This window comes from Intrasporangium flavum (assembly GCF_001956915.1).
Lineage (GTDB): Bacteria > Actinomycetota > Actinomycetes > Actinomycetales > Dermatophilaceae > Monashia > Monashia flava.
In genome coordinates this window covers 53,419-73,247 of sequence record NZ_MLJO01000027.1, presented here as the reverse complement: position 1 = coordinate 73,247, position 19,829 = coordinate 53,419, and the positions used below count along the sequence as shown (strand labels likewise).

The following is a 19,829-nucleotide window of genomic DNA, read 5'->3' as shown; positions in this document are numbered from 1 at the left end:
CCCCCGGTCGTCCCCGCCGCCCCGGCCACGCAGGCCGCACCGCCGGCCCAGACGCCGGCCCCGACGCCGGCTGCTGCCGTTCCCCCGACCCCGACCGGCGGCCCCGCTCCGGCGATCCCGCCGACCCAGCCGATCCCCACCGCCGACCCGGGCCACGCCGCGACGCACGACACCCCCAGGCTCGAGCAGCACCACACCCCGCGGCTCGCCGCCGCCACCGAGGACCTCGACGAGGTCGACGAGGCGGAGCAGACCGTCGACCGCAGCGCGCTCCTCGAGGCGCGCCACGCGGCCCAGCTCGCCAACCCGACGGGTCCCAGCGTCCTGGCCGTGCTCTGCGCGTCCGGCCACCCGACCCCGCCGCACGGCGACGCGTGCCGCGTCTGTGGCGCGTCGATCCCGCCGCAGGAGCCGTTCACCATGCCGCGGCCGCCGCTCGGCGTCCTACGCCTGTCCACCGGAGACGTCGTGACCCTCGACCGCAGCGTCCTGCTCGGACGCTCGCCCAAGCTCGGCGACGGCGTCGCCGCCACCGACCGGCCGCACGTCGTCAAGGTGCCGAGCCCCGAGCGCGACGTGTCCCGCAACCACGTGGAGGTCCTCCTCGAGGGCTGGCACGTGCTCGTCCGCGACCTCGGCACGACCAACGGCACGACGATGGCGCTGCCCGGTGAGCCGCCGGTTCGCCTGCGCGCCAACGACCAGCAGGTCCTCGAGCCGGGCTCGGTCGTCTCCATGGCCGACGAGGTCTCCTTCACCTTCGAGGCCGCGCTCTGATGGCACCGCGCAAGGGAGCGCCCCCGAAGATCCCGGGGCTCGTCTTCGTCCAGCCCCTCGGCTCCGGCGGCTACGCCGACGTGTTCCTCTACGAGCAGCAGAGCCCGCGCATGCCGGTCGCGGTCAAGGTGCTCAAGCCCGAGGGCCTGACCGACGCGCTGCGCCGCCAGTTCGTCGAGGAGGCCGACACGATGGCCGCCCTCGGCGACCACCCGTACATCGTGCAGGTCTTCCGGTCCGGCACCTCCGACGACGGTCGCCCCTACCTCGTCATGAAGTACTACCCGCCGCCCAACCTCGCGATGCGGGCCCGGGCCGAGCGCTTCTCCGTCGAGGAGGTGCTGCGCACCGGCATCCAGATCGCCAGCGCCGTCGAGACCGCCCACCGCGCCTCGATCACCCACCGCGACATCAAGCCGGCCAACGTCCTCGTCAGCGCCTACGGGGCCCCGGGCCTCACCGACTTCGGCATCGCCGGTCGCGGTGCTCGCGAGGGCGAGGGGGCCGAGGCCGAGACCACCGACGACGTCGGGGTCTCGGTGCCGTGGGCGCCGCCGGAGGTGCTCTACGGCCAGAGCAACGGCGACGTGCGCTCCGACGTGTACTCGCTGGCCGCGACGCTGTGGCAGCTGCTCGTCGGGCGCTCGCCCTTCGAGGTGCCCGGCGGCGACAACTCGGCCTACGCGCTCATGCCGCGGATCCGCAACACCCCCGTGCCGCCCACCGGCCGGCCCGACGTGCCCGGCGGCCTCGAGCGGCTCCTCGCCCAGGCGATGGCCAAGGACCCGTCGCACCGGCCGTCCTCGGCCCTCGAGCTGGCCCGCGCCCTGCAGGCCGTCGAGCAGCAGCAGCGCCTCGCCCGCACCCCGATCGTCGTGCTCGACGAGCAGGGTCACACGACGCTCGTCAGCCAGACCCACGGATCGCCCACCGGCCGCGGCGGCGAGGACGAGGACGACCGCACCCGCATCAAGGCCCCGCAGACCGTCATCGCGCAGCCGGCGGCTCCGGCCGCTCCCGCGGCGTACGCGGGCCCCACCTCCACCCCGGTCGAGGACGAGACGCGTCGACGCGAGCACGGCCACGGGCGTCCTTCTCCCGCAGCGGTTCCCGGCAGCCAGCCGGGACACTCGACCTACGGCGGGTACGCGCCGGCACGGCCTGCGGCCACCACCGACGTCGTCGCCTCCCCGGCCACCTCGCCGCTCGCCCGCGGTGGCGACGGGTCCGACGAGGCCACGGTCAGGCGGGCCGCCAGCACCGCCGACCCGCAGGCGCCCGCCGCGGCTCCGTCGGGGTCGCCGCTGACGCGTCCGGGCGTCGTGTGGGGCCTGGCCGGCGGGGTCGTCGTCCTCGTGGCCCTCGTCGTCTTCCTCGTCCTGCGCGGCGGGTCGACGCCGCCGGCCGAGGTGGGCCCGACGCCGAAGCAGACGGTGTCGATGCCCGGCGACGACAGCGCGGTCGGCAACCCCGTCTTCGACCGTCCCGTCGTCACTGCCGAGTCGGGCGCCGGCAAGGTCACCTTCCGGTGGACCTACCCCGAGCCCGACAAGAAGGACACCTTCCGCATCCAGTACGCGGCCTCGCGCGACCAGGCCGTGAGCAGCAACCAGTCCAAGGTGGTCACGGCGACGAAGCCCACCTACACGTTCACCGTGCCGAAGGGGACCAAGGTGTGTGCCGGCGTCGTCGTCATCCGTGCCGGCAACGGGTCACCACCCGGTGGGCCGGAGTGCGAGACGGCCCAGTGAGGGCTCGTGAGGGCTCGTGACGGTCGCGTGACGGCTCGACCGGGCGTCGGTCGCGCATCCAACCAGCAGCACTGAGTACGACGGCGGATCGACACACGGCCCGCGAAGGGGAAATCTCGAGCCAGACAGCACCAAACCACCACACACGTCCGTAACGCGGCAGGGTTGGACCTCGTTAGCCGCAAGCGCACGGCTCAGCCGTGTGCCAGTCGACCGGGTTAGGGGACCTGATCGTGATCCACAGCAAGGTGACCGTCGTGTTCTGCGGCGAGGAGTACTCCGTGTCACCGGAGGCCGGGTTGACCATCGGTCGCACCGGCGACGTCGAGGTCGACGACAACCCGTACCTGCACCGCACCTTCCTCGTCGTCTCGCACGAGGCGGGCTTCTGGTGGCTGAGCAACACCGGCTCGACGCTCACCGCGACGGTCGCCGACGAGCAGGGCCTCTTCCAGGCCTTCCTCAACCCGGGCGCCCGCATCCCGCTCGCGATGAAGAAGCTCGTCGTGTGGTTCACGGCCGGCCCGACGACCTACGACTTCGAGATCCACGTCGCGAGCCCGGTCTTCAAGACCGTCACCGCCGAGGCCCCCGCGCCGGAGGACGCCGACGACCTCGGCGCGGCCACGGTCGGACGCGTGTCGTTCACGCCCGACCAGAAACTGCTCGTCGTCGCGCTGTGCGAGCCGTTCCTCCGGCGCCGTGAAGCGGGTACGAGTCAGATACCCTCCTCCGCCGCTGCTGCCGAGCGCCTCGGCTGGACCCTCACCCGTTTCAACCGCAAGCTCGACAACGTCTGCCAGAAGCTCGCCGACGCGGGGACGCGCGGCCTGCACGGCGGCGTCGGCAAGCTCGCGACCAACCGCAAGGCCCGGCTCGTCGAGCACGCGCTCTCGACGAAGATCGTCGTCGAGGAGGACCTCGTCCTGCTCGACGACCTCGGGACGGCCGACGCCGACGCGTCGACGCCGCCCGCAGCGGGCTCCGGCACCGCACCGACCGCACCTACTGCACCACACGCATCGAAGGCCGCCGTGGCGGCCGAACAGGGGAACGCATGAGCACCGCCGCCACCAAGCGACGGATCGGCATCGTCTCGACCGTCGTCGTCGCCCTCGTCGCGAGCCTGCTCGTCTGGCTCGCGACCAAGAGCGACGGCGAGGTCGTGCGCAAGGCCGACCTCAACGACGGCGGCATCTGGGTCACCAACTCCGAGCAGTCCCGCTTCGGGCGCATCAACAAGGCTGCCGGCCAGCTCGACGCCGGCGTCTACGCCGACGTCGGCAGCAGCTCCGGGCTCGACATGTTCCAGGACGGCGCGGCGGTCCTCGGCTACACCAAGGCGAGCAACCAGGTCGTCCCCATCAACCCGTCCGAGGGCACGATGGCCGCCGAGCAGGCCGTCCTGCTCCCCAAGCCGAGCACCGCCACGGGCAACCGGGTCTTCACCGCGCCGCCGCTCGACCTGCGTGGTGGCAGCGTCGCGATGATCGACCCGGCCACCGGCGAGCTGCGCGCCCAGCGCGTCGACGACCGGGCCGGCATCAGCGGCCTCGACGGCCTGCAGACCCAGGCCAAGCCGCTGGCGAAGGTCGGCGGCAACGCGGCCGTGGCCGTCGGCGTCGACGGCACCGTCTACGCCGTCTCGGCCGAGAAGGGGTCGGTGACGGTCCTGCGCCCGAAGGGCGCCGCCTTCGACAAGCCGGTCACGACCGAGCTGAAGTTCTCCTCCAAGTCGGCGCAGGTCACCGCGGTCGGCTCGCACTGGGTCGTGTGGGACTCGGCCACGAACAAGCTCTACTCCGACGCACTGAGCGAGCCCGAGCAGCTCTCGGTCGGCAACGCCGAGCCCGGCAACCCCGCGTACGCCGCGCTCCAGCAGCCGGGCCCCGACGCGTCCACCGTCCTCGTGCAGGACGACTCGGGCCTCACGCAGGTCGACCTCACCGGCGACGGCGGGCAGGCCGCGGGCGTCGCGCTGGCCCAGGGCCAGGCCGGCGCGTCAGGGCAGGACCTGCTGCTGTCCCAGCCGGTGCGCCTCGCCGCGTGCGTCCACGCCGCCTGGGCCGGCCCGTCGAACGTCTACTACGGCCGCAACTGCGGCTCGCCGGCCGACGCCGGCACCGTCGACCTCGGCGCGATGAAGAAGGGCGTGCGCACCGACGGCGTAAAGCTGCGCGTCAACCGCGGCCTCATCGTGCTCAACGACCTCGACTCCGGCGACGTCTGGGACGTCGACCGCAACCGCGTCAAGATCGACAACTGGAACTCGGTCATCCCGCCGCCGCAGACCGACAACAAGAACAAGAAGAAGGACGAGAACCTCATCGACGACCAGCAGACGCGGACGCCGCCCAAGGCGCAGCCCGACGTCATGCAGGTCCGTCCGGGGCGCACCTCGACGCTCCACGTCCTCGACAACGACTCCGACAGCCAGGGCTCGATCCTCGCGATCTCGCCGGGCGACGTCACGCAGCCCGACGCCGCCGGCATCACGGCCACGCCGTCGGCCGACGGCCAGACCGTCCAGGTCACCGTCCCCGACGAGCCGGGCGTCGAGGGTTTCACGTTCTCCTACACCGTCAACAACGGCACGACGGCCAAGAACGGCCGGGCCACCGCGAAGGTCACCGTCAAGATCGTCACCGACGACGTCAACACCGCGCCGAAGCTGCGCGCCGGGCAGGCCCGGCTCGCGCAGTCGTCCTACCCGGTCGTGGCCAACGGCTCGGTCCGTGTCGGCGTCGTCGCCGACTGGCGCGACGCCGAGAACGACCCGATCCAGGTCTCGCCGGTCGACGTCGAGACCACCGGCGTCGACGGCTCGGGCGCGCTGACGGTCAAGGCCCAGGGCGAGAAGGGCGACCAGGTCGTCAAGTACGTCGTCGACGACGGCCGCGGCGGCACCGCCGAGTCCTCGGTCTCGCTCGACGTGCTGAGCGAGGACGACGAGAAGCCGGTCCGGCCGCGCACCCAGCCCGACGTCGTGCGCGCGGTGGTCGGCAAGCCGGTGCAGCTGCAGCCTCTCGGTAACGACATCGCCGGCGCCGACCCGACCGACCCGGAGGCGCGACTGCGCCTGGCCCAGGCGGTGCGTGGCCCCGGCCAGCTCAAGCTCGACAGCAACCTCGACACCGGGGTCGTCACCGTCACCGGCCAGACGCCCGGCACCTCCGTCGTCACCTACACCGCGCAGGTGGGTGCGGGCGTGGCCACCGGCCGCATCCGCGTCGACATCCTGCCCGACAAGGACAACGACGCCCCGCCGGTCGCGACGCCCGACGCGGCGGTCGTGCGCGGCCAGACGCCGGTCATCGCCGACGTGCTGTCCAACGACTACAGCCCGCGCAGCGACGTCCTCGTCGTCCAGCGCGTCGAGTCCTCGCAGGCGTGGCTGCGCGCCTCGATCGTCCAGGGCCGCTGGGTGCGGGTGCAGGCGACCGCGCCGGTCACCGGCAGCGAGACCCGCCAGGGCACGGTCCGGTACACGATCTCCGACGGCACGAAGACCGCGGTGGGCGAGCTGTCGGTCGTCCAGAAACCCGAGCCCAAGGACAAGATCCTGCCGACCGTCGTCGACGACGTCGCCACGGTCCGCGTCGGCGACGCGGTGACGATCCCGGCCCTCGACAACGACTCGATGAGCGAGGGCATCCCGCTCAAGCTCGCCCCCGAGGTGCGGGTGCTCTCCGGCGGCGGCCAGGCGTTCGCGTCGGGCACCGTCGTGCGCTACGTGCCCGAGGTCGCCCCGATGACCGGTCCGAAGACCGCGATCCTCGAGTACACGACCTACCCGGAGGGGCTGCGCTCGCGCGGGCAGACCGGCCGCATCACGGTGACGATCAACCCGCCGCCGGACGCCGTCAAGAACCCGAACCAGCCGCCGCAGGCGCGCAGCTTCAGCACGAGCGTCACGGCCGGCGACACCCTGGCGATCACCGTCCCGACGAGCGGCGTCGACCCCGACGGCGACCTGACGTTCGTCAGCGGGATCGTCGGCGACGACTCCGGCCCGGTCGACCTCAAGTTCGGTCGCGTCGTCGGCTTCGGCGCCGCGACGATCCGCTACGAGGCCTACCCGCGCAGCGCGGGCACCGAGGTCATCCGCTACCAGCTGCGCGACCGGTTCGGCGCCACGAGCGACGGCTTCGTGCGCGTCGGCGTCGTGCAGCCGGGCGACCCGCAGCCGCCTGTCGCCGTCGAGGACGACGTCGTCGCCGCGCCGGGGCGCACGGTGCGCGCCGACGTGCTGTCCAACGACCTCATCGCGGCCGGCGACTCCGTCTCCTTCGTCGACCTCTCGACGCTCAACGACGCCGGGAGCCTCAAGGACTTCCAGCGCCAGAAGGACGACACCTTCAAGGTCGTCGCCCCGGAGGTCGGCCCCGCGAAGGTGCTGACCTACGGCATCACCGACGGCCTCTTCGACCCGTCGAAGTCGACCCTGACGGTGCGCGGCCAGAAGGACTTCAACAACCCGCCGACGGCCGTCGACGACACCGGCTCGGCCAAGCCCGGCGAGACCTCGATCGTCGTCGACGCGCTCGCCAACGACCGCGACCTCGACGGCGAGCAGTCACAGCTGAAGATCGTGAAGTTCTACGGCGACGGCGTGACCCGCGAGGGCCGCAAGCTGCGGATCCAGCTGCGCCAGCAGGCGCGCGTCGTGCCCTACGTCATCGAGGACGCCGACGGCGCCCAGGCGATGGCCCTCATCTACGTCCCGGCCGGCAACAACGGCATGCCCTACGTCGTGTCGGGCAAGACGGTGAAGATGGGCGCCGACTCCACGGTCAAGGTCCCGCTCGACGACTACGTCCTCGACCCGCGCGGCGGCAAGGTCTCGGTCACCTCCCCCGAGACCGTGTCGACCTCGCCGTCGGAGAACCTCCAGTCGGCCGTCACCTCGGCCACCGAGCTGACGCTCACCTCGACGAACGGCTACGTCGGACCGGCCGCCCTCATGCTCGAGGTGACCAACGCGACCGGCCCGAACGACAAGGCCGCCCAGACCACCTACGTCACGATCCCGGTGCAGGTCGGGCCGGACGTGCCGGTGCTGCGCTGCCCCGACCACGAGGTGCTCCTCGCGGCCGACGGCCCGGCACGCTCGTTCGACATCCCGCGCCTGTGCCACGCCTGGGTGCCCGACGGCCTCGACGCCTCCTCGGCCGCCTACGAGGCGACCTGGGACCCGGCCGCCGACCGCGTCGACCTCTCGCAGTCCGGCCAGGGCGGGCGGCAGGTCGTCCTCAAGGCCCAGGCCGCCGCCACGGCCGGCACCACGGGTGCGGTGGCCGTCAAGGCCAAGGGCGGCGCCGAGACCTTCAAGATCCGGGTCCGCGTCACGAGCGCGCCCCCGATCGCGACGATGCGCCCGGTGCTCGTCGAGGGCCTCATCGCCGGCACGAGCCGCACGGTCAACCTCGCCCAGTACCTCGACAGCCCGCTGACGGCGCCGCAGTGCTCGGTGCAGGAGAGCCAGGTCGTGTCGGGCGTCGGCGTCACCGCGTCGGCCAGCGGCTGCCAGCTGACGGTGTCGGCGTCGGACAAGGCCCGCAACGACACGAAGATCTCGGTCCGCGTGCTCGACGCGCCGGGACGCCCGGCCGCCCTCGGCCAGGTCACCGTCACGGTCCGCAGCAAGCCGGACCCGACCGGCGCCCCGGTGGCCGTCGCCGACCGCATCCTCGGCAGCACGGCCCGGGTGGACTGGCTGCCGCCGGCCTACGACGGCGGCCTGCCGATCTCCCAGTACGAGGTCATCGCCAACGGTGGCGAGGTGCGCCAGATCTGCACCAGCTCGCCGTGCACCATCACCGGTCTGACCAACGGCAAGGACTACTCCTTCACCGTCCGCTCGCAGAACCCGGTCGGCTGGTCGGAGGAGAGCCCGAAGAGCAACACGGTGCGCCCCGACACCAAGCCGAAGGCCACGGTCATCAGCAACGTCGTGCCGGGCGACCGGAAGCTCACCGTCAACTGGACGCCGCCGCCCAACGAGGGCAGCGAGGTCACCGACTACCGCGTCCAGTACGTCGACATCGGCACGAACGCCGGGTCGGGCGGCACCGTGCCGGTCAAGGCGCCGGCGCTGACCAAGACCCTGTCGGGCCTCATCAACAACGACGCCTACAACATCCGCGTCCAGGCCCGCAACGGTGCCGGCTGGGGCCCCTTCGGCCCGACGGTCAAGGCGCAGTCGTACGGCAAGCCGGCCAACGTGCCGGCGCCGACGCTGAGCCCGCGCGACCCGGTGCCCGGTGAGCCGAACGCCCAGGTGACGATCTCCTGGCCGGACACCGACCCCAACGGCCCGCCGATCACGCAGTACGACGTGTACCGGCGCACCGAGGGCGGCGCGTGGAACCGCATCGCGACGCGCTCGGCGGGCGAGTCCCACACCGCGACCGACACGATCCCCTACCAGGGCCAGCGCGTCGAGTACACGGTCACGGCCACCAACGGCGGCCCGGCGACCTCCGACAAGGCGAACTTCTCCGGGTACACCGCCGACGGCGTCCCCGAGACGCCGAACCTGCGCTCGGTGGTGACGCCGCGCAAGGACTACTCGGCCGACGCCTCGTTCAGCCTCGGCGACTCGCGCTCGCGCGGCTACGACAAGGTCAACTGGCAGACCTCGTCCGGTCGCAGCGGCTCGTGGGCCTGCTCGGGCGGCTGCTCGGGCGGCAAGGCCGGCAACCTCGGCACGAGCCAGCAGAGCATGCAGGTCCAGGCGTGCAACGTCGCCGGGCTCTGCTCGCCGTGGAGCAACAGCGTCACCTTCCACCCGTACGGCCCGACGAACGGCGTCCCCGGCCTGCGCGAGACCCACGACAACAACAGCATCACCTTCACGTGGGGCACCGCGCCGAGCGAGGGCCGCCCGATCACCGGTTACGAGATCGACGGCGACCGCAACACGACCGTCGGGGCGGGCACGCACTCGACGACGTTCAGCGGGCTCGGCTACTCGACCTCGCGCAAGATCCGCGTCCGGGCCATCGCCCAGGACTCGGGTCCGGGACCGTGGACGGCCTACGTCACCGGCACGACGAATGCCAAGCCGAACCCGAAGGTGCTCAGCGTCTACAAGGGCACGGCGTGCAGCCCGACCAACTGCTACGACCCCTACCAGGGCAAGCAGTGCGGCACGAACTGCAACCACATCGGCTACGAGCTGCAGAACTTCGAGGGGCGCATCAGCTGCTCGATCAGCGGCTGGTCCAACCCGGACGACGGAACCGCGGGCACGCACACGCCGACGAACGGACGCAACAACTCCGGCAAGTTCCTCGGCTACCCGAACCAGTCGGTGACCGTGACCTGCACCGGGTCCAACGGGCGCGACTCGGCGACCAAGAACCCGTGGGGCTGAGCCGCGCAGCGCGCGGCGGCCCCGCACCGAACCGACCACCTCTTCGCACGAGACCACTTTCACGAGAAGGAAACCCATGAGCGTCACGCAGGACCAGGTGACCTGGTTCGCCCACACCTTCGACCAGCTCGTCGGCAACATCGAGAAGGCCGTGCTCGGCAAGCAGCACGTGACGCGCCTCGCGCTGACGTGCCTGCTGTCCGAGGGCCACATGCTCCTCGAGGACTTCCCGGGCACCGGCAAGACCCAGCTGGCGCGGGCCCTGTCGGCCACGGTGCAGGGCACGCACAGCCGCATCCAGTTCACGCCTGACCTGCTGCCGTCCGACGTCACCGGCGTGACGATCTACGAGCCGACGAAGCAGGCCTTCGAGTTCCACCCGGGCCCGATCTTCGCGACCATCGTGCTCGCCGACGAGATCAACCGCGCCTCGCCGAAGACCCAGTCGGCGCTGCTCGAGGTCATGGAGGAGGGCCGCGTCACCATCGACGGCAAGCCGCACTCGGTCGGCGAGCCGTTCATGGTCATCGCGACGCAGAACCCCATCGAGCAGGCCGGTACCTACCGCCTGCCCGAGGCCCAGCTCGACCGCTTCCTCATGAAGGCGAGCGTCGGCTACCCCGACCACGAGGCGACCATCGCGGTGCTCGCCGACGCCAAGACGCGTGACCGCGCCAAGACGCTGCAGCCGCTCATCGCGAGCAACGTCATCGTCGACATGTCGCGCCTGGCCGACGAGATCCACGTCGACCCGGCGATCCTCGGCTACGTCAGCCGCATCGCCGAGGAGTCGCGCCGCCACCCGAGCCTCAAGCTCGGCCTCTCGGTGCGTGGCTGCCTCGCCTACGTGCGGTGCGCCAAGACGTGGGCGGCGAGCCAGGGCCGCACCTACGTCGTGCCGGACGACATCAAGATCCTCGCCGAGCCGGTGCTGAGCCACCGCCTCCTGCTCAACGCCGAGGCCCAGTTCGCCGGCACGACGGTCGAGCAGTGCATCGACCAGATCCTCGGGGACATCGCCCCGCCGGCGGAGCGCGCCTCCGCCTGAGCGGCCCGCGCACCACCGAACACGACGGCACAGGGCTGAACGAAGGCCACGACGAGGGGTAGGGATGGCCGAACAGGTCAAGGAGCGGGACGCGTCGCAGGGCGCCCCTGCGAAGGCAGCACCCGGCGCGCCGGCACCCGCCGGCGGCTCGGCGGGTGCGTCAGGGCGTGGGGCCGCGCGTTCCGCGCGCGGCTCGACGAGCCGCGGCATCCGGCACGTGACGCAGCCGATCACGCAGACGATCGGGCACGCCACCGGACGCGTCGCCCAGCGCACGGAGGGCGTGTGGCGGCCGGTCGCCGGCGTCCTGCACTGGGTCTCGCCGTTGGGGTGGACGATCCTCGCGCTCGGCCTCGTCACGTGGTTCGTCGGCGCCCGCTGGGGCTGGACCGAGCTGCTCATGGTGGCTGCGGCCGCCCTCGTGCTCTTCCTCGTGTGCTTCGTGCTCGCGCTGGGGCGCACCAAGGTGCGCGTCGTCGCCGAGGTCGACCCCCGACGCGTCGTCGTCGGCGAGCCGGCCACCGGCCGCATCGTCGTGACGAACGAGGCGCGGGCGCCGATGCTGCCGATCCTCGTCGAGCTGCCCGTCGGCCTGTCCGCGGCGCGCTTCGTCCTGCCGGCACTGACGCCGGGCCACGCCCACGAGGAGCTCTTCGTCGTGCCCACCTCGCGCCGCGGCGTCATCCAGGTGGGCCCGGCCACGACCGTGCAGGGTGACCCGCTCGGCCTCATGCGCCGCACCCTGACGTGGACCGAGCGCACCGAGCTGTTCGTCCACCCGCGCACCGTCGCGCTCGAGTCGCTCGGCGCCGGCCTGCTGCGCGACCTCGAGGGCAGCACCACCGAGGACGTCTCGATGAGCGACCTCGCCTTCCACGCCCTGCGCGAGTACCAGCCGGGCGACGACCGGCGCTACATCCACTGGCGCAGCTCGGCCAAGGCCGGCCGGCTCCTCGTGCGCCAGTTCCTCGACACCCGGCGCTCGCACGTGACGGTCGTCGTCGACCCCGACCCGGAGCAGTACCGCTCCGGGCACGGCAGGACCGGCCGCACCGAGCGCGACGTCGAGCGCGACGTCATGGCGGCCAACGCCCCCACGGCGATCCAGGCCGACGTCGAGACGGCGATCTCGGTCGGCGCCTCGATCATGGTGCGCGTCATGCTCGACGAGCAGGACTGCACCATGGTGTGCGGCGAGCAGAAGGTGAGCCGGTCGGTGCCGCAGGTCGGCCTCGACGCCATGGCCCGGGTCGAGCCCGGCCCGATCGACCTCTTCTCGGTGAGCCTCGATGCCACCGACCTCGCGCCCGACACCTCGACGGTCTTCATCGTCACCGGGCCGCACCGCCCCTTCATCGAGCTGCAGCGCGCGGCCGGGCAGTTCCCGCCCGAGGTGACCCGGGTCATCGTCGTCGTCGACCCGGCGGCCGAGCACGGCATCCGCCGCGGCGGCGGCCTGACGATCCTGACGCTGAGCGCGCTCGAGGACCTCCGTTCCCTCCTGTTCACCGGAGTCGCCCGATGAGCCAGACCGGTATCTCCGCCCCGCCGCCGAGCGCGCTCGTGCAGCCGCCGAGCGCGCGCGAACGCGTCGGCACGCAGCTGGCGAAGCTGCGCCCGACGGCGCCGCAGCTCGTCGACGCCGGCTTCACCGTCGCGCTCGTCGGCATCGCGCTCGTCGGCTTCCGCACGACGTTCTTCGGCCTCGGCTGGCTGTGGGTCGGTCTCGCGGGCCTGCTCGTCGGGCTGCTCGTGTCCTACGCCGGTGCCGCGTTCCGCGCCCTCGGCGTCGTGACGCTGCTCGCGGCCGCGGCCGCCTACCTCCTCCTCGGCGGCCCGATCGCCGTCCGCGAGGACCTCATCGCCGGGTTCCTTCCGTCGGGGTCGACGTTCGGCACCCTCGTGCACATGGCGGTCCCCGGCTGGAAGGAGCTGCTGACGGCGCTGCCGCCGGTCGACTCCGAGGGCCCGTACATGGCGCTGCCGTTCCTCTTCGGCCTGGCCGGCGCGGCCCTGACCTACGGCGTCGCCCGACGCTGGCCGGGCGCGGTCCTCGCGCTCGTCGCACCGGTGGCGCTCCTCGTGGCCTCGATCGTCCTGGGCACGCAGACCCCGGCCGCCGTGCTCGTCCAGGGCGCCGTGTTCGCGCTCGTGGCCATCGGCTGGACGGCGCTGCGCAGCAACCGCAACCGGCCGGCTCTGCAGAACGGCGCCGGTCGCACGACGCGCGCCGTCACCACGGCCGGCCTGCTCGCCGTCGCCACCGTCGGAGGGTTCTTCGTCGGGCCGATGCTGCCCGGGGCCGACCACAGCCGCACCGTGTTCCGGTCCTCGCTCGTGCCGCCGTTCGACGTCACGCAGTTCGCCTCGCCGCTCGCCGGCTTCCGTCAGTACACCGAGCCGAACGCCGCGCAGCAGTTCGACAAGACGCTCCTGACCGTCAAGGGCCTGCCGGCCGGCGTGCCGCTGCGGTTCGCCGCGCTCGACTCCTACGACGGGTTCGTCTGGGGCGCAGGCAACCTCGCCAACCTCGGCGACGGGCCCGACGCCGACGGCACCAGCTTCCGCAAGGTCGGCACCCACATCGCCGCCGAGGGTCCGGGCCAGGAGGTCACGGCCACGGTCGGCGTGCCGGCCGGCGGGTACAGCGACGTCTGGCTGCCGACGTTCGGCACCGTCACCGGTCTCGACTTCACGGGCGGTCGCGGCGACCGGCTCTCCGACGACCTGCGCTTCAACGTCGACACCAACACCGGCGTCCTGCCCGAGAAGCTCGCCGCGGGCGACCAGTACACGGTGACCGCCTACGTCCAGACGCCGGGCAAGGAGCTGCCGAAGACGGCGGACGTCGCCGACGGCTCGACCGTCGACGTGTCGTCCCTCGGCTTCCTCGACGACAAGGTCACCCCGTGGACCGACCGCGTCGACGGCCAGTGGGAGAAGGTCGCGGCCGTCGCCAAGGCCCTCCAGGACGGCGCGTACACCGATGGCGGCACGCCCGGCGACTACCAGAACGTCTTCCTGCCCGGCCACAGCCTGCTGCGGATGAGCCAGTTCATGAAGTCGACGCAGCTGGCAGGCAACGACGAGCAGTACGCGGCCGCCTACGCCCTCGTCGCCAACCGGCTCGGCGTCCCGGCGCGCGTCGTCATGGGCGCGATCCCCGAGGCGGGCGGTGTCGTCAAGGGCAAGGACGTCCGGGCGTGGGTCGAGGTCAAGCTGGCCGACGACACGTGGCTGCCGATCCTGGCCACGCAGTTCGTGCCGGACCGCAACAAGAAGCCGCAGCAGCTGATCCGCAAGTCCGAGGAGAAGAAGACCGGCGCCCAGGTGCCGCCGCCCGCGGCGAACAACCCGCCGAGCGTCCTGCAGGGCCCGGACCAGGCCCAGAACGCGACCCAGCTGCGCAACCCGCCGAAGGACGACAACCCCCTCAACCCCGACAACTGGCCGGACTGGCTGCGCTGGCTCGTCTTCTACGTGCTGCTGCCGCTCGCCGTCCTGCTCGCGGTCTACGGGGCGATCCGGGGCGCGAAGTGGCTGCGCCGGCGTCGGCGCCGCACCACGGGGCCGACCGCCGCGCGCGTCACCGGCGGGTGGCGCGAGGTCATCGACACCGCGCGCGACCTGCGGATGCCCCTGCCCGCCAAGGGCACCCGCCTCGAGCAGGCGCGTGCGCTGGAACTGCACGTCGATGGCCCGCCGCCGCCGAAGCCGAGCGTCGTCGTCGACGGTGCGCTCATGGGTGCCCCGCTGCCCAGCGTCCCCTCCGGCACCGCGGCGCCCGAGCAGACCGACCCGGGACGCACCGTGCCCGCGCCGCCGCCCGCGCCCCCGGGCAGCCGCGAGCCACTCGCGCTCGTGCCGCTGGCCGCGGCCGCCAACGGGCACGTCTTCGACGTCGACGAGCCGAGCCACGAGGCCGTCGCCGACTTCTGGACCGGGGTGGACCGGGCCCGACGCCGGCTCCGCTCGGGCCAGTCGTTCTGGCAGCGGCTGCGCGCCGACGTCTCGCTGCGCACCTTCCGCGACCACCTGCCCACCGGCTCCGGCCTGGCCCCGGCGGCGCGTCGCACGTCGCGCTCGGGGCCGGCGACGCCGCGACGGGGCCGCTCGTCGGCCTCCAAGGCCGGCATCGGCACGGCGGCCCCGGACACCCGGGCGGGCCGGCGCGGCCCGTCGGGTCGATCAGGACGCGCCGCCGACGCCGACCGCCCGGGGCGCGGCGACCGCGGCTCCCGCAGGGCACCGAAGAACACGAAGAACGAGAGCACGAAGGGTGACGCGTGAAGCTGAAGTTCGTCCTCCGGTCCGGTGACCGGGAGACCGACCTCGTCGCGACGACCGACTCGGCCACGACCGTCGGCGACCTCGCCGGCTACCTCGCGGCCGCCGACCCGAACCGCAGCAGCGTGCTCGGGGTCGACGCCGCGATGACGCTCGCGCTCGTCGACCAGGAGATGCGCGGGCTCGACCCGCGCGCCACGGTCGCCGAGAGCGGTCTGCAGTCGGGCATGCGGGTCACGGTGACGCGCGCCGGCGAGGGGTTCGTCGACCGCGGCCGTCCCGCGGCCGTCGCCGTCATCCGCTCGGGCCCCGACGCCGGCCGCGAGTTCCCGCTCTCGCGCGGCACCGCGTACGTCGGCCGCGGCCGCGGCTGCGAGGTGCAGCTGGCCGACGAGTCGGTGTCGCGACAGCACGCCAAGCTCGTCGTGCAGGAGGTCGTCGAGGTCGTCGACCTCGGCTCGGCCAACGGCATCACGGCGGGTGGCCAGCAGGTGACCCGCGCCCACCTCAAGAGCGGCGACGTCATCCGCCTCGGCGACACCGAGCTCGAGGTGCACCTGACGGGCGACGGCGCCGTGGCGCGTCCGGGCAGTGGCGTGCTGTCCGGCGACGCCGGCACCGTGCAGTTCTCGCGGTCCCCCCGCGTCGCCCCGCTCTTCCCGGGCCAGGAGTTCCAGGTCCCCGACCTGCCCGAGCGCGGCAAGACCAACCCGATGCCGCTGGTGGCCATGGTCGTGCCGCTGCTCATGGGCGTCGTCATGTACCTCATCACCCGCAGCGCCTTCTCGATCATCTTCATGCTGATGATGCCGATGATGATGGCGGGCACGTATTACGAGTCCCGGCGCCAGCAGCGCAAGGACTTCGAGCAGGCGATGAAGGACTTCAAGGAGGACCTCGCCCTGCTCTCCGACCGCATCCGCGCCTCCCTCGATCGCGAGGGCCACGTGCGCCGCGGCGAGCAGCCGAGCGGCACCGAGTGCCTCGTCGCCGTCCGCGACCGCAGCGCGCTGCTCTGGACCCGGCGCCGCGACGGCAACGGGTTCGGCGAGCTGCGGCTCGGCCTCGGCACGCGGCCGTCCCGCTCGCCGATCAAGATGCCCGCGGTCGGCCGGTCCAAGGCCGAGGCGTGGCTCGAGGTCTCCGAGCAGCTCTCGGGCCTCGAGGTCGTCCACGACGTCCCCGTCGTCGCGGCACCGCTCGTCTCGGGTGCCGTCGGAGTCGCCGGCTCGCGGCAGAACGCCCTCGGCGCGGCCCGCTCGCTCGTCGTCCAGGCCGTGGCGCTGCACTCGCCGGCCGAGCTCGCCGTGTGCTCGTTCGCCTCGGGCAGCTCGGCCCGCGACTGGGACTTCCTCAAGTGGCTGCCGCACACGAGCTCGCCGCACAGCCCGATCGAGGTCGGCCACCTGGCCGGCAGCGCCCCCGCGTGCTCGGCCCTCGCCGACGCCCTCGAGGACCTCATCAGTGCCAAGGGGAGTGCCAAGGGCACGCCCTCCGAGCAGGCGGAGGCGGGTGCCGGCCGCCCGTCGGTGCTCGTCCTCGTCGAGAGCGACGCCCCGATCGACCGCAGCCGGCTCGTCGCCATCGCCGAGCGCGGCCACGCCCACGGCATCATCGTCGTCTGGGTCGCCGAGACCCAGCAGCTGCTGCCGGCCGCCTGCCACACCTTCCTCGTCGTCGAGGGCGACGAGCGGTCCCTCGCCGGCTACGTCCACGAGGGCGAGGAGGTGCAGCCCGTCGCCGTCGACCGCATCGGCTACGACGAGGCGATGGCCTGCGCCCGGGCCCTGTCGCCGGTCGTCGACGCCGGTGTCCCGGTCGACGACGCCAGCGACCTGCCCCGCGCGGTGTCGTTGCTGACGCTCGCCGGCACCGAGCTGGCCAGCGCCGAGGAGGCGGTCATCGAGAAGTGGGGCGAGTCGCGCTCGATCCTCACCGGCCCGTACGCCCCGGCCGTGCTGCCCCGCAAGCCCGGCAACCTCCGCGCCGTCGTCGGCCAGTCGAGCCAGGGCACCTTCTCGGTCGACATCCGCTCCGACGGCCCGCACGCCCTCGTCGGCGGCACCACCGGTGCCGGCAAGTCCGAGCTGCTCCAGGCGTGGATCCTCGGCATGGCCGCGGCCCACTCGCCGCAGCGGGTCACCTTCCTGCTCGTCGACTACAAGGGCGGCTCGGCCTTCCGCGACTGCGTCAAGCTGCCGCACACGGTCGGCCTGGTCACCGACCTCTCGCCGCACCTCGTGCGCCGCGCGCTCGCCTCGCTCGCGGCCGAGCTGCACTACCGCGAGCACCTGCTGGCCCGGTTCAAGGCCAAGGACCTCGTCGAGCTCGAGCGCCGCGGCGAGGTCGAGGCACCGCCCTCGCTCATCATCGTCGTCGACGAGTTCGCCGCCCTCGTCCAGGAGGTGCCGGAGTTCGTCGACGGCGTCGTCAACGTCGCCCAGCGCGGTCGCTCCCTCGGCCTGCACCTCATCCTGGCCACCCAGCGTCCGGCCGGCGTCATCAAGGACAACCTGCGCGCCAACACCAACCTGCGCATGGCGTTGCGCATGGCCGACGAGAACGACTCCGACGACGTGCTCGGCAGCAAGGAGGCCGCGTTCTTCGACCCGGCCCTGCCCGGCCGCGCCGTCAGCAAGACCGGCCCGGGGCGCCTCGTGCCCTTCCAGACCGGCTACGCCGGCGGCTGGACCTCCGACGTGCCGCCGCCGCCGGACATGAAGGTCGAGACGCTGACGTTCGGCGCGGGCACCGAGTGGGAGCCGCCGCGCCGCGACGACGGCGACGACAACGCCGACCTCGGCCCCACCGACATCCAGCGCCTCGTCGGCACGCTCGGGCGCGCCGCCCGACGCGCCGAGCTGCCCCGGCCGCGCAAGCCGTGGCTGCCCGACATGCGCGCGGTCTACGACCTCGCGACGCTGCCGACCCAGCGCCGCGACGACGAGCTCGTCTTCGGCATCGCCGACGACCCCGACAACCAGGCCCAGCCGGAGGTCGCGTTCCGGCCCGACCGCGAGGGCAACATCGCCGTCTACGGCACGTCGGGCTCGGGCAAGTCGGTGTTCCTGCGCACCATCGCCATCGCGGCCGGCTACACGGTCCGCGGCGGCCCGTGCCACGTGTACGGGCTCGACTTCGGCAACCGCGGCCTCGCGATGCTCGAGACCCTGCCGCACGTCGGCTCGATCGTCCCGGGCGGCGACCACGAGCGCGTCACGCGCCTCATCCGGATGCTCCGCGCGACGATCGACGAGCGGGCCTCGCGCTACTCGGCCGTGAGCGCCGCGACGATCACCGACTACCGACGCCTCTCGGGCCGCGCCGACGAGCCGCGCATCATCGTGCTCATCGACGGCATGACCGCCTTCCGGCAGGCCTACGAGGTGGGTGGGCGCTTCCAGTGGCTCGACATGCTCGCGGGCCTCGCCGCCGACGGCCGACCGGTCGGCGTCCACTTCATCATCGCCTCCGACCAGCGCACCGGCCTGCCGACGAACCTCGCGGCGGCCGTGCAGGGCCGGATCATCCTGCGCATGAGCAACACCGACGACTACTCGGTGTTCGGCGTGCCCGGCGACGTGCTGACCATGGCGTCGCCGGCGGGCCGCGGCCTCATGAACGGCGCCGAGGTGCAGGTCGGGGTGCTCGGCGGTTCCTCCGACGTCACGGTCCAGGCCGCGGCGGTCGAGGCCTTCGCCGACGCGACGCGCAAGGCCGGGGTCTCGCAGGCCCCACCCATCGAGTCGCTGGCCGAGCTCATCCCGATCGGCGACCTGCCCTCGGAGCACGGCGGCCGCCCCGTCGTCGGGGTCGCGTCGTCCTCGCTCGAGCCGCACGGCTTCGACCCCAAGGGCACCTTCGTCATCACCGGCCCGTCAGGCTCGGGCCGCACCACGGCGGTGGCGGCGACCGCGGCCGGCCTCTACCGGTTCAGCTCGCAGTCGGCCCTCTACCTCATGACGCCGCGGCGCAGCTCCGAGCTGCTCGACCTCGGCATCTGGGCCGAGACGGCCTTCGGCGGCGAGGCCACCTCCAAGCTCGCCACGCGCCTCGCGGCCGACATCGAGGAGGGGCGCATCACGCGTCCGGTGGCGGTGTTCATCGAGCGCGTCGACGACCTCGCGCCCTCGGGCGCCGAGAACGCGCTGACGACGCTCGTCAAGGCGTGCGTCGACAACGACCAGCTCGTCGTCGCCGAGGGTGAGGCCGCGTTCTTCAGCAGCAACTTCGGCCTCCAGGCGCTGCTCAAGACGTCGCGGTCGGGCCTCGCGCTGCACCCCGACGGCAACGAGGGGCTGTCGGTCTTCAAGGCGAACCTGCCCGCCCTCAACCGGGCAGAGCTGCCCGAGGGGCGCGGCTTCATCGTCGAGAAGGGCAAGTTCGAGCTGCTGCAGGTGGCGCTGCCATGATGTCGAGCTGGGTTCGAATCATGCTGTCGGACAAGCGAACTCGCGGGTCCGAGCCGATGGTCGCGCCCGGCGTCGAAGAGCTTCCGCGGTCATGGGGAGTCCTCCCCATCGACGTGGGGGAGGTGCTGCCATAGGTTCATGCATGTCGACGAACGGTGCGACGCGGGTGGAAACCC

8 protein-coding genes are annotated in these 19,829 nt (G+C 72.8%); all 8 read left to right on the top strand.

What is annotated here, in order from left to right:
* The coding region (locus tag BIV28_RS18400; RefSeq protein WP_207556098.1) for an FHA domain-containing protein at positions 1-777 on the top strand (777 nt) is incomplete at its 5' end.
* Complete coding sequence (locus BIV28_RS18395; RefSeq protein WP_076263983.1) at positions 777-2,528, top strand: serine/threonine-protein kinase; 1,752 nt, start codon at positions 777-779, stop codon at positions 2,526-2,528. The genes BIV28_RS18400 and BIV28_RS18395, both read left to right, overlap by 1 nt.
* Before the next feature lie 233 nt (positions 2,529-2,761).
* Positions 2,762-3,589 (top strand): hypothetical protein, encoded by an 828-nt coding sequence (locus tag BIV28_RS18390; RefSeq protein ID WP_423221547.1) that lies wholly within the window; start codon positions 2,762-2,764, stop codon positions 3,587-3,589.
* Positions 3,586-9,906 carry an Ig-like domain-containing protein gene (locus tag BIV28_RS18385; RefSeq protein ID WP_076263982.1) on the top strand — a complete coding sequence of 2,107 codons (6,321 nt, stop codon included), beginning with the start codon at positions 3,586-3,588 and terminating at the stop codon, positions 9,904-9,906. Before BIV28_RS18390 ends, BIV28_RS18385 begins: the two co-directional genes overlap by 4 nt.
* Before the next feature lie 76 nt (positions 9,907-9,982).
* On the top strand, positions 9,983-10,954 hold the full coding sequence (locus tag BIV28_RS18380) for an AAA family ATPase (RefSeq protein WP_076263981.1): 972 nt from the start codon (positions 9,983-9,985) through the stop codon (positions 10,952-10,954).
* A gap of 64 nt (positions 10,955-11,018) precedes the next feature.
* Positions 11,019-12,479: a DUF58 domain-containing protein gene (locus BIV28_RS18375; RefSeq protein WP_083707500.1), complete on the top strand. Its 1,461-nt coding sequence runs from the start codon at positions 11,019-11,021 to the stop codon at positions 12,477-12,479.
* On the top strand, positions 12,476-15,244 hold the full coding sequence (locus BIV28_RS18370) for a transglutaminase domain-containing protein (RefSeq protein WP_076263980.1): 2,769 nt from the start codon (positions 12,476-12,478) through the stop codon (positions 15,242-15,244). The genes BIV28_RS18375 and BIV28_RS18370 overlap by 4 nt, the downstream gene beginning before the upstream one ends.
* Positions 15,241-19,653: an FtsK/SpoIIIE domain-containing protein gene (locus tag BIV28_RS18365; protein WP_076263979.1), complete on the top strand. Its 4,413-nt coding sequence runs from the start codon at positions 15,241-15,243 to the stop codon at positions 19,651-19,653. The genes BIV28_RS18370 and BIV28_RS18365 overlap by 4 nt, the downstream gene beginning before the upstream one ends.
* Positions 19,654-19,829: the final 176 nt, after the last annotated feature.

Excerpts from the sequence above, each read along its gene's own strand:
- BIV28_RS18385 (WP_076263982.1), top strand. The coding sequence starts at position 3,586 with ATGAGCACCGCCGCCACCAAGCGACGGATCGGCATCGTCTCGACCGTC.
- BIV28_RS18395 (WP_076263983.1), top strand. The coding sequence starts at position 777 with ATGGCACCGCGCAAGGGAGCGCCCCCGAAGATCCCGGGGCTCGTCTTC.
- BIV28_RS18375 (WP_083707500.1), top strand. The coding sequence starts at position 11,019 with ATGGCCGAACAGGTCAAGGAGCGGGACGCGTCGCAGGGCGCCCCTGCG.
- BIV28_RS18380 (WP_076263981.1), top strand. The coding sequence starts at position 9,983 with ATGAGCGTCACGCAGGACCAGGTGACCTGGTTCGCCCACACCTTCGAC.
- BIV28_RS18370 (WP_076263980.1), top strand. The coding sequence starts at position 12,476 with ATGAGCCAGACCGGTATCTCCGCCCCGCCGCCGAGCGCGCTCGTGCAG.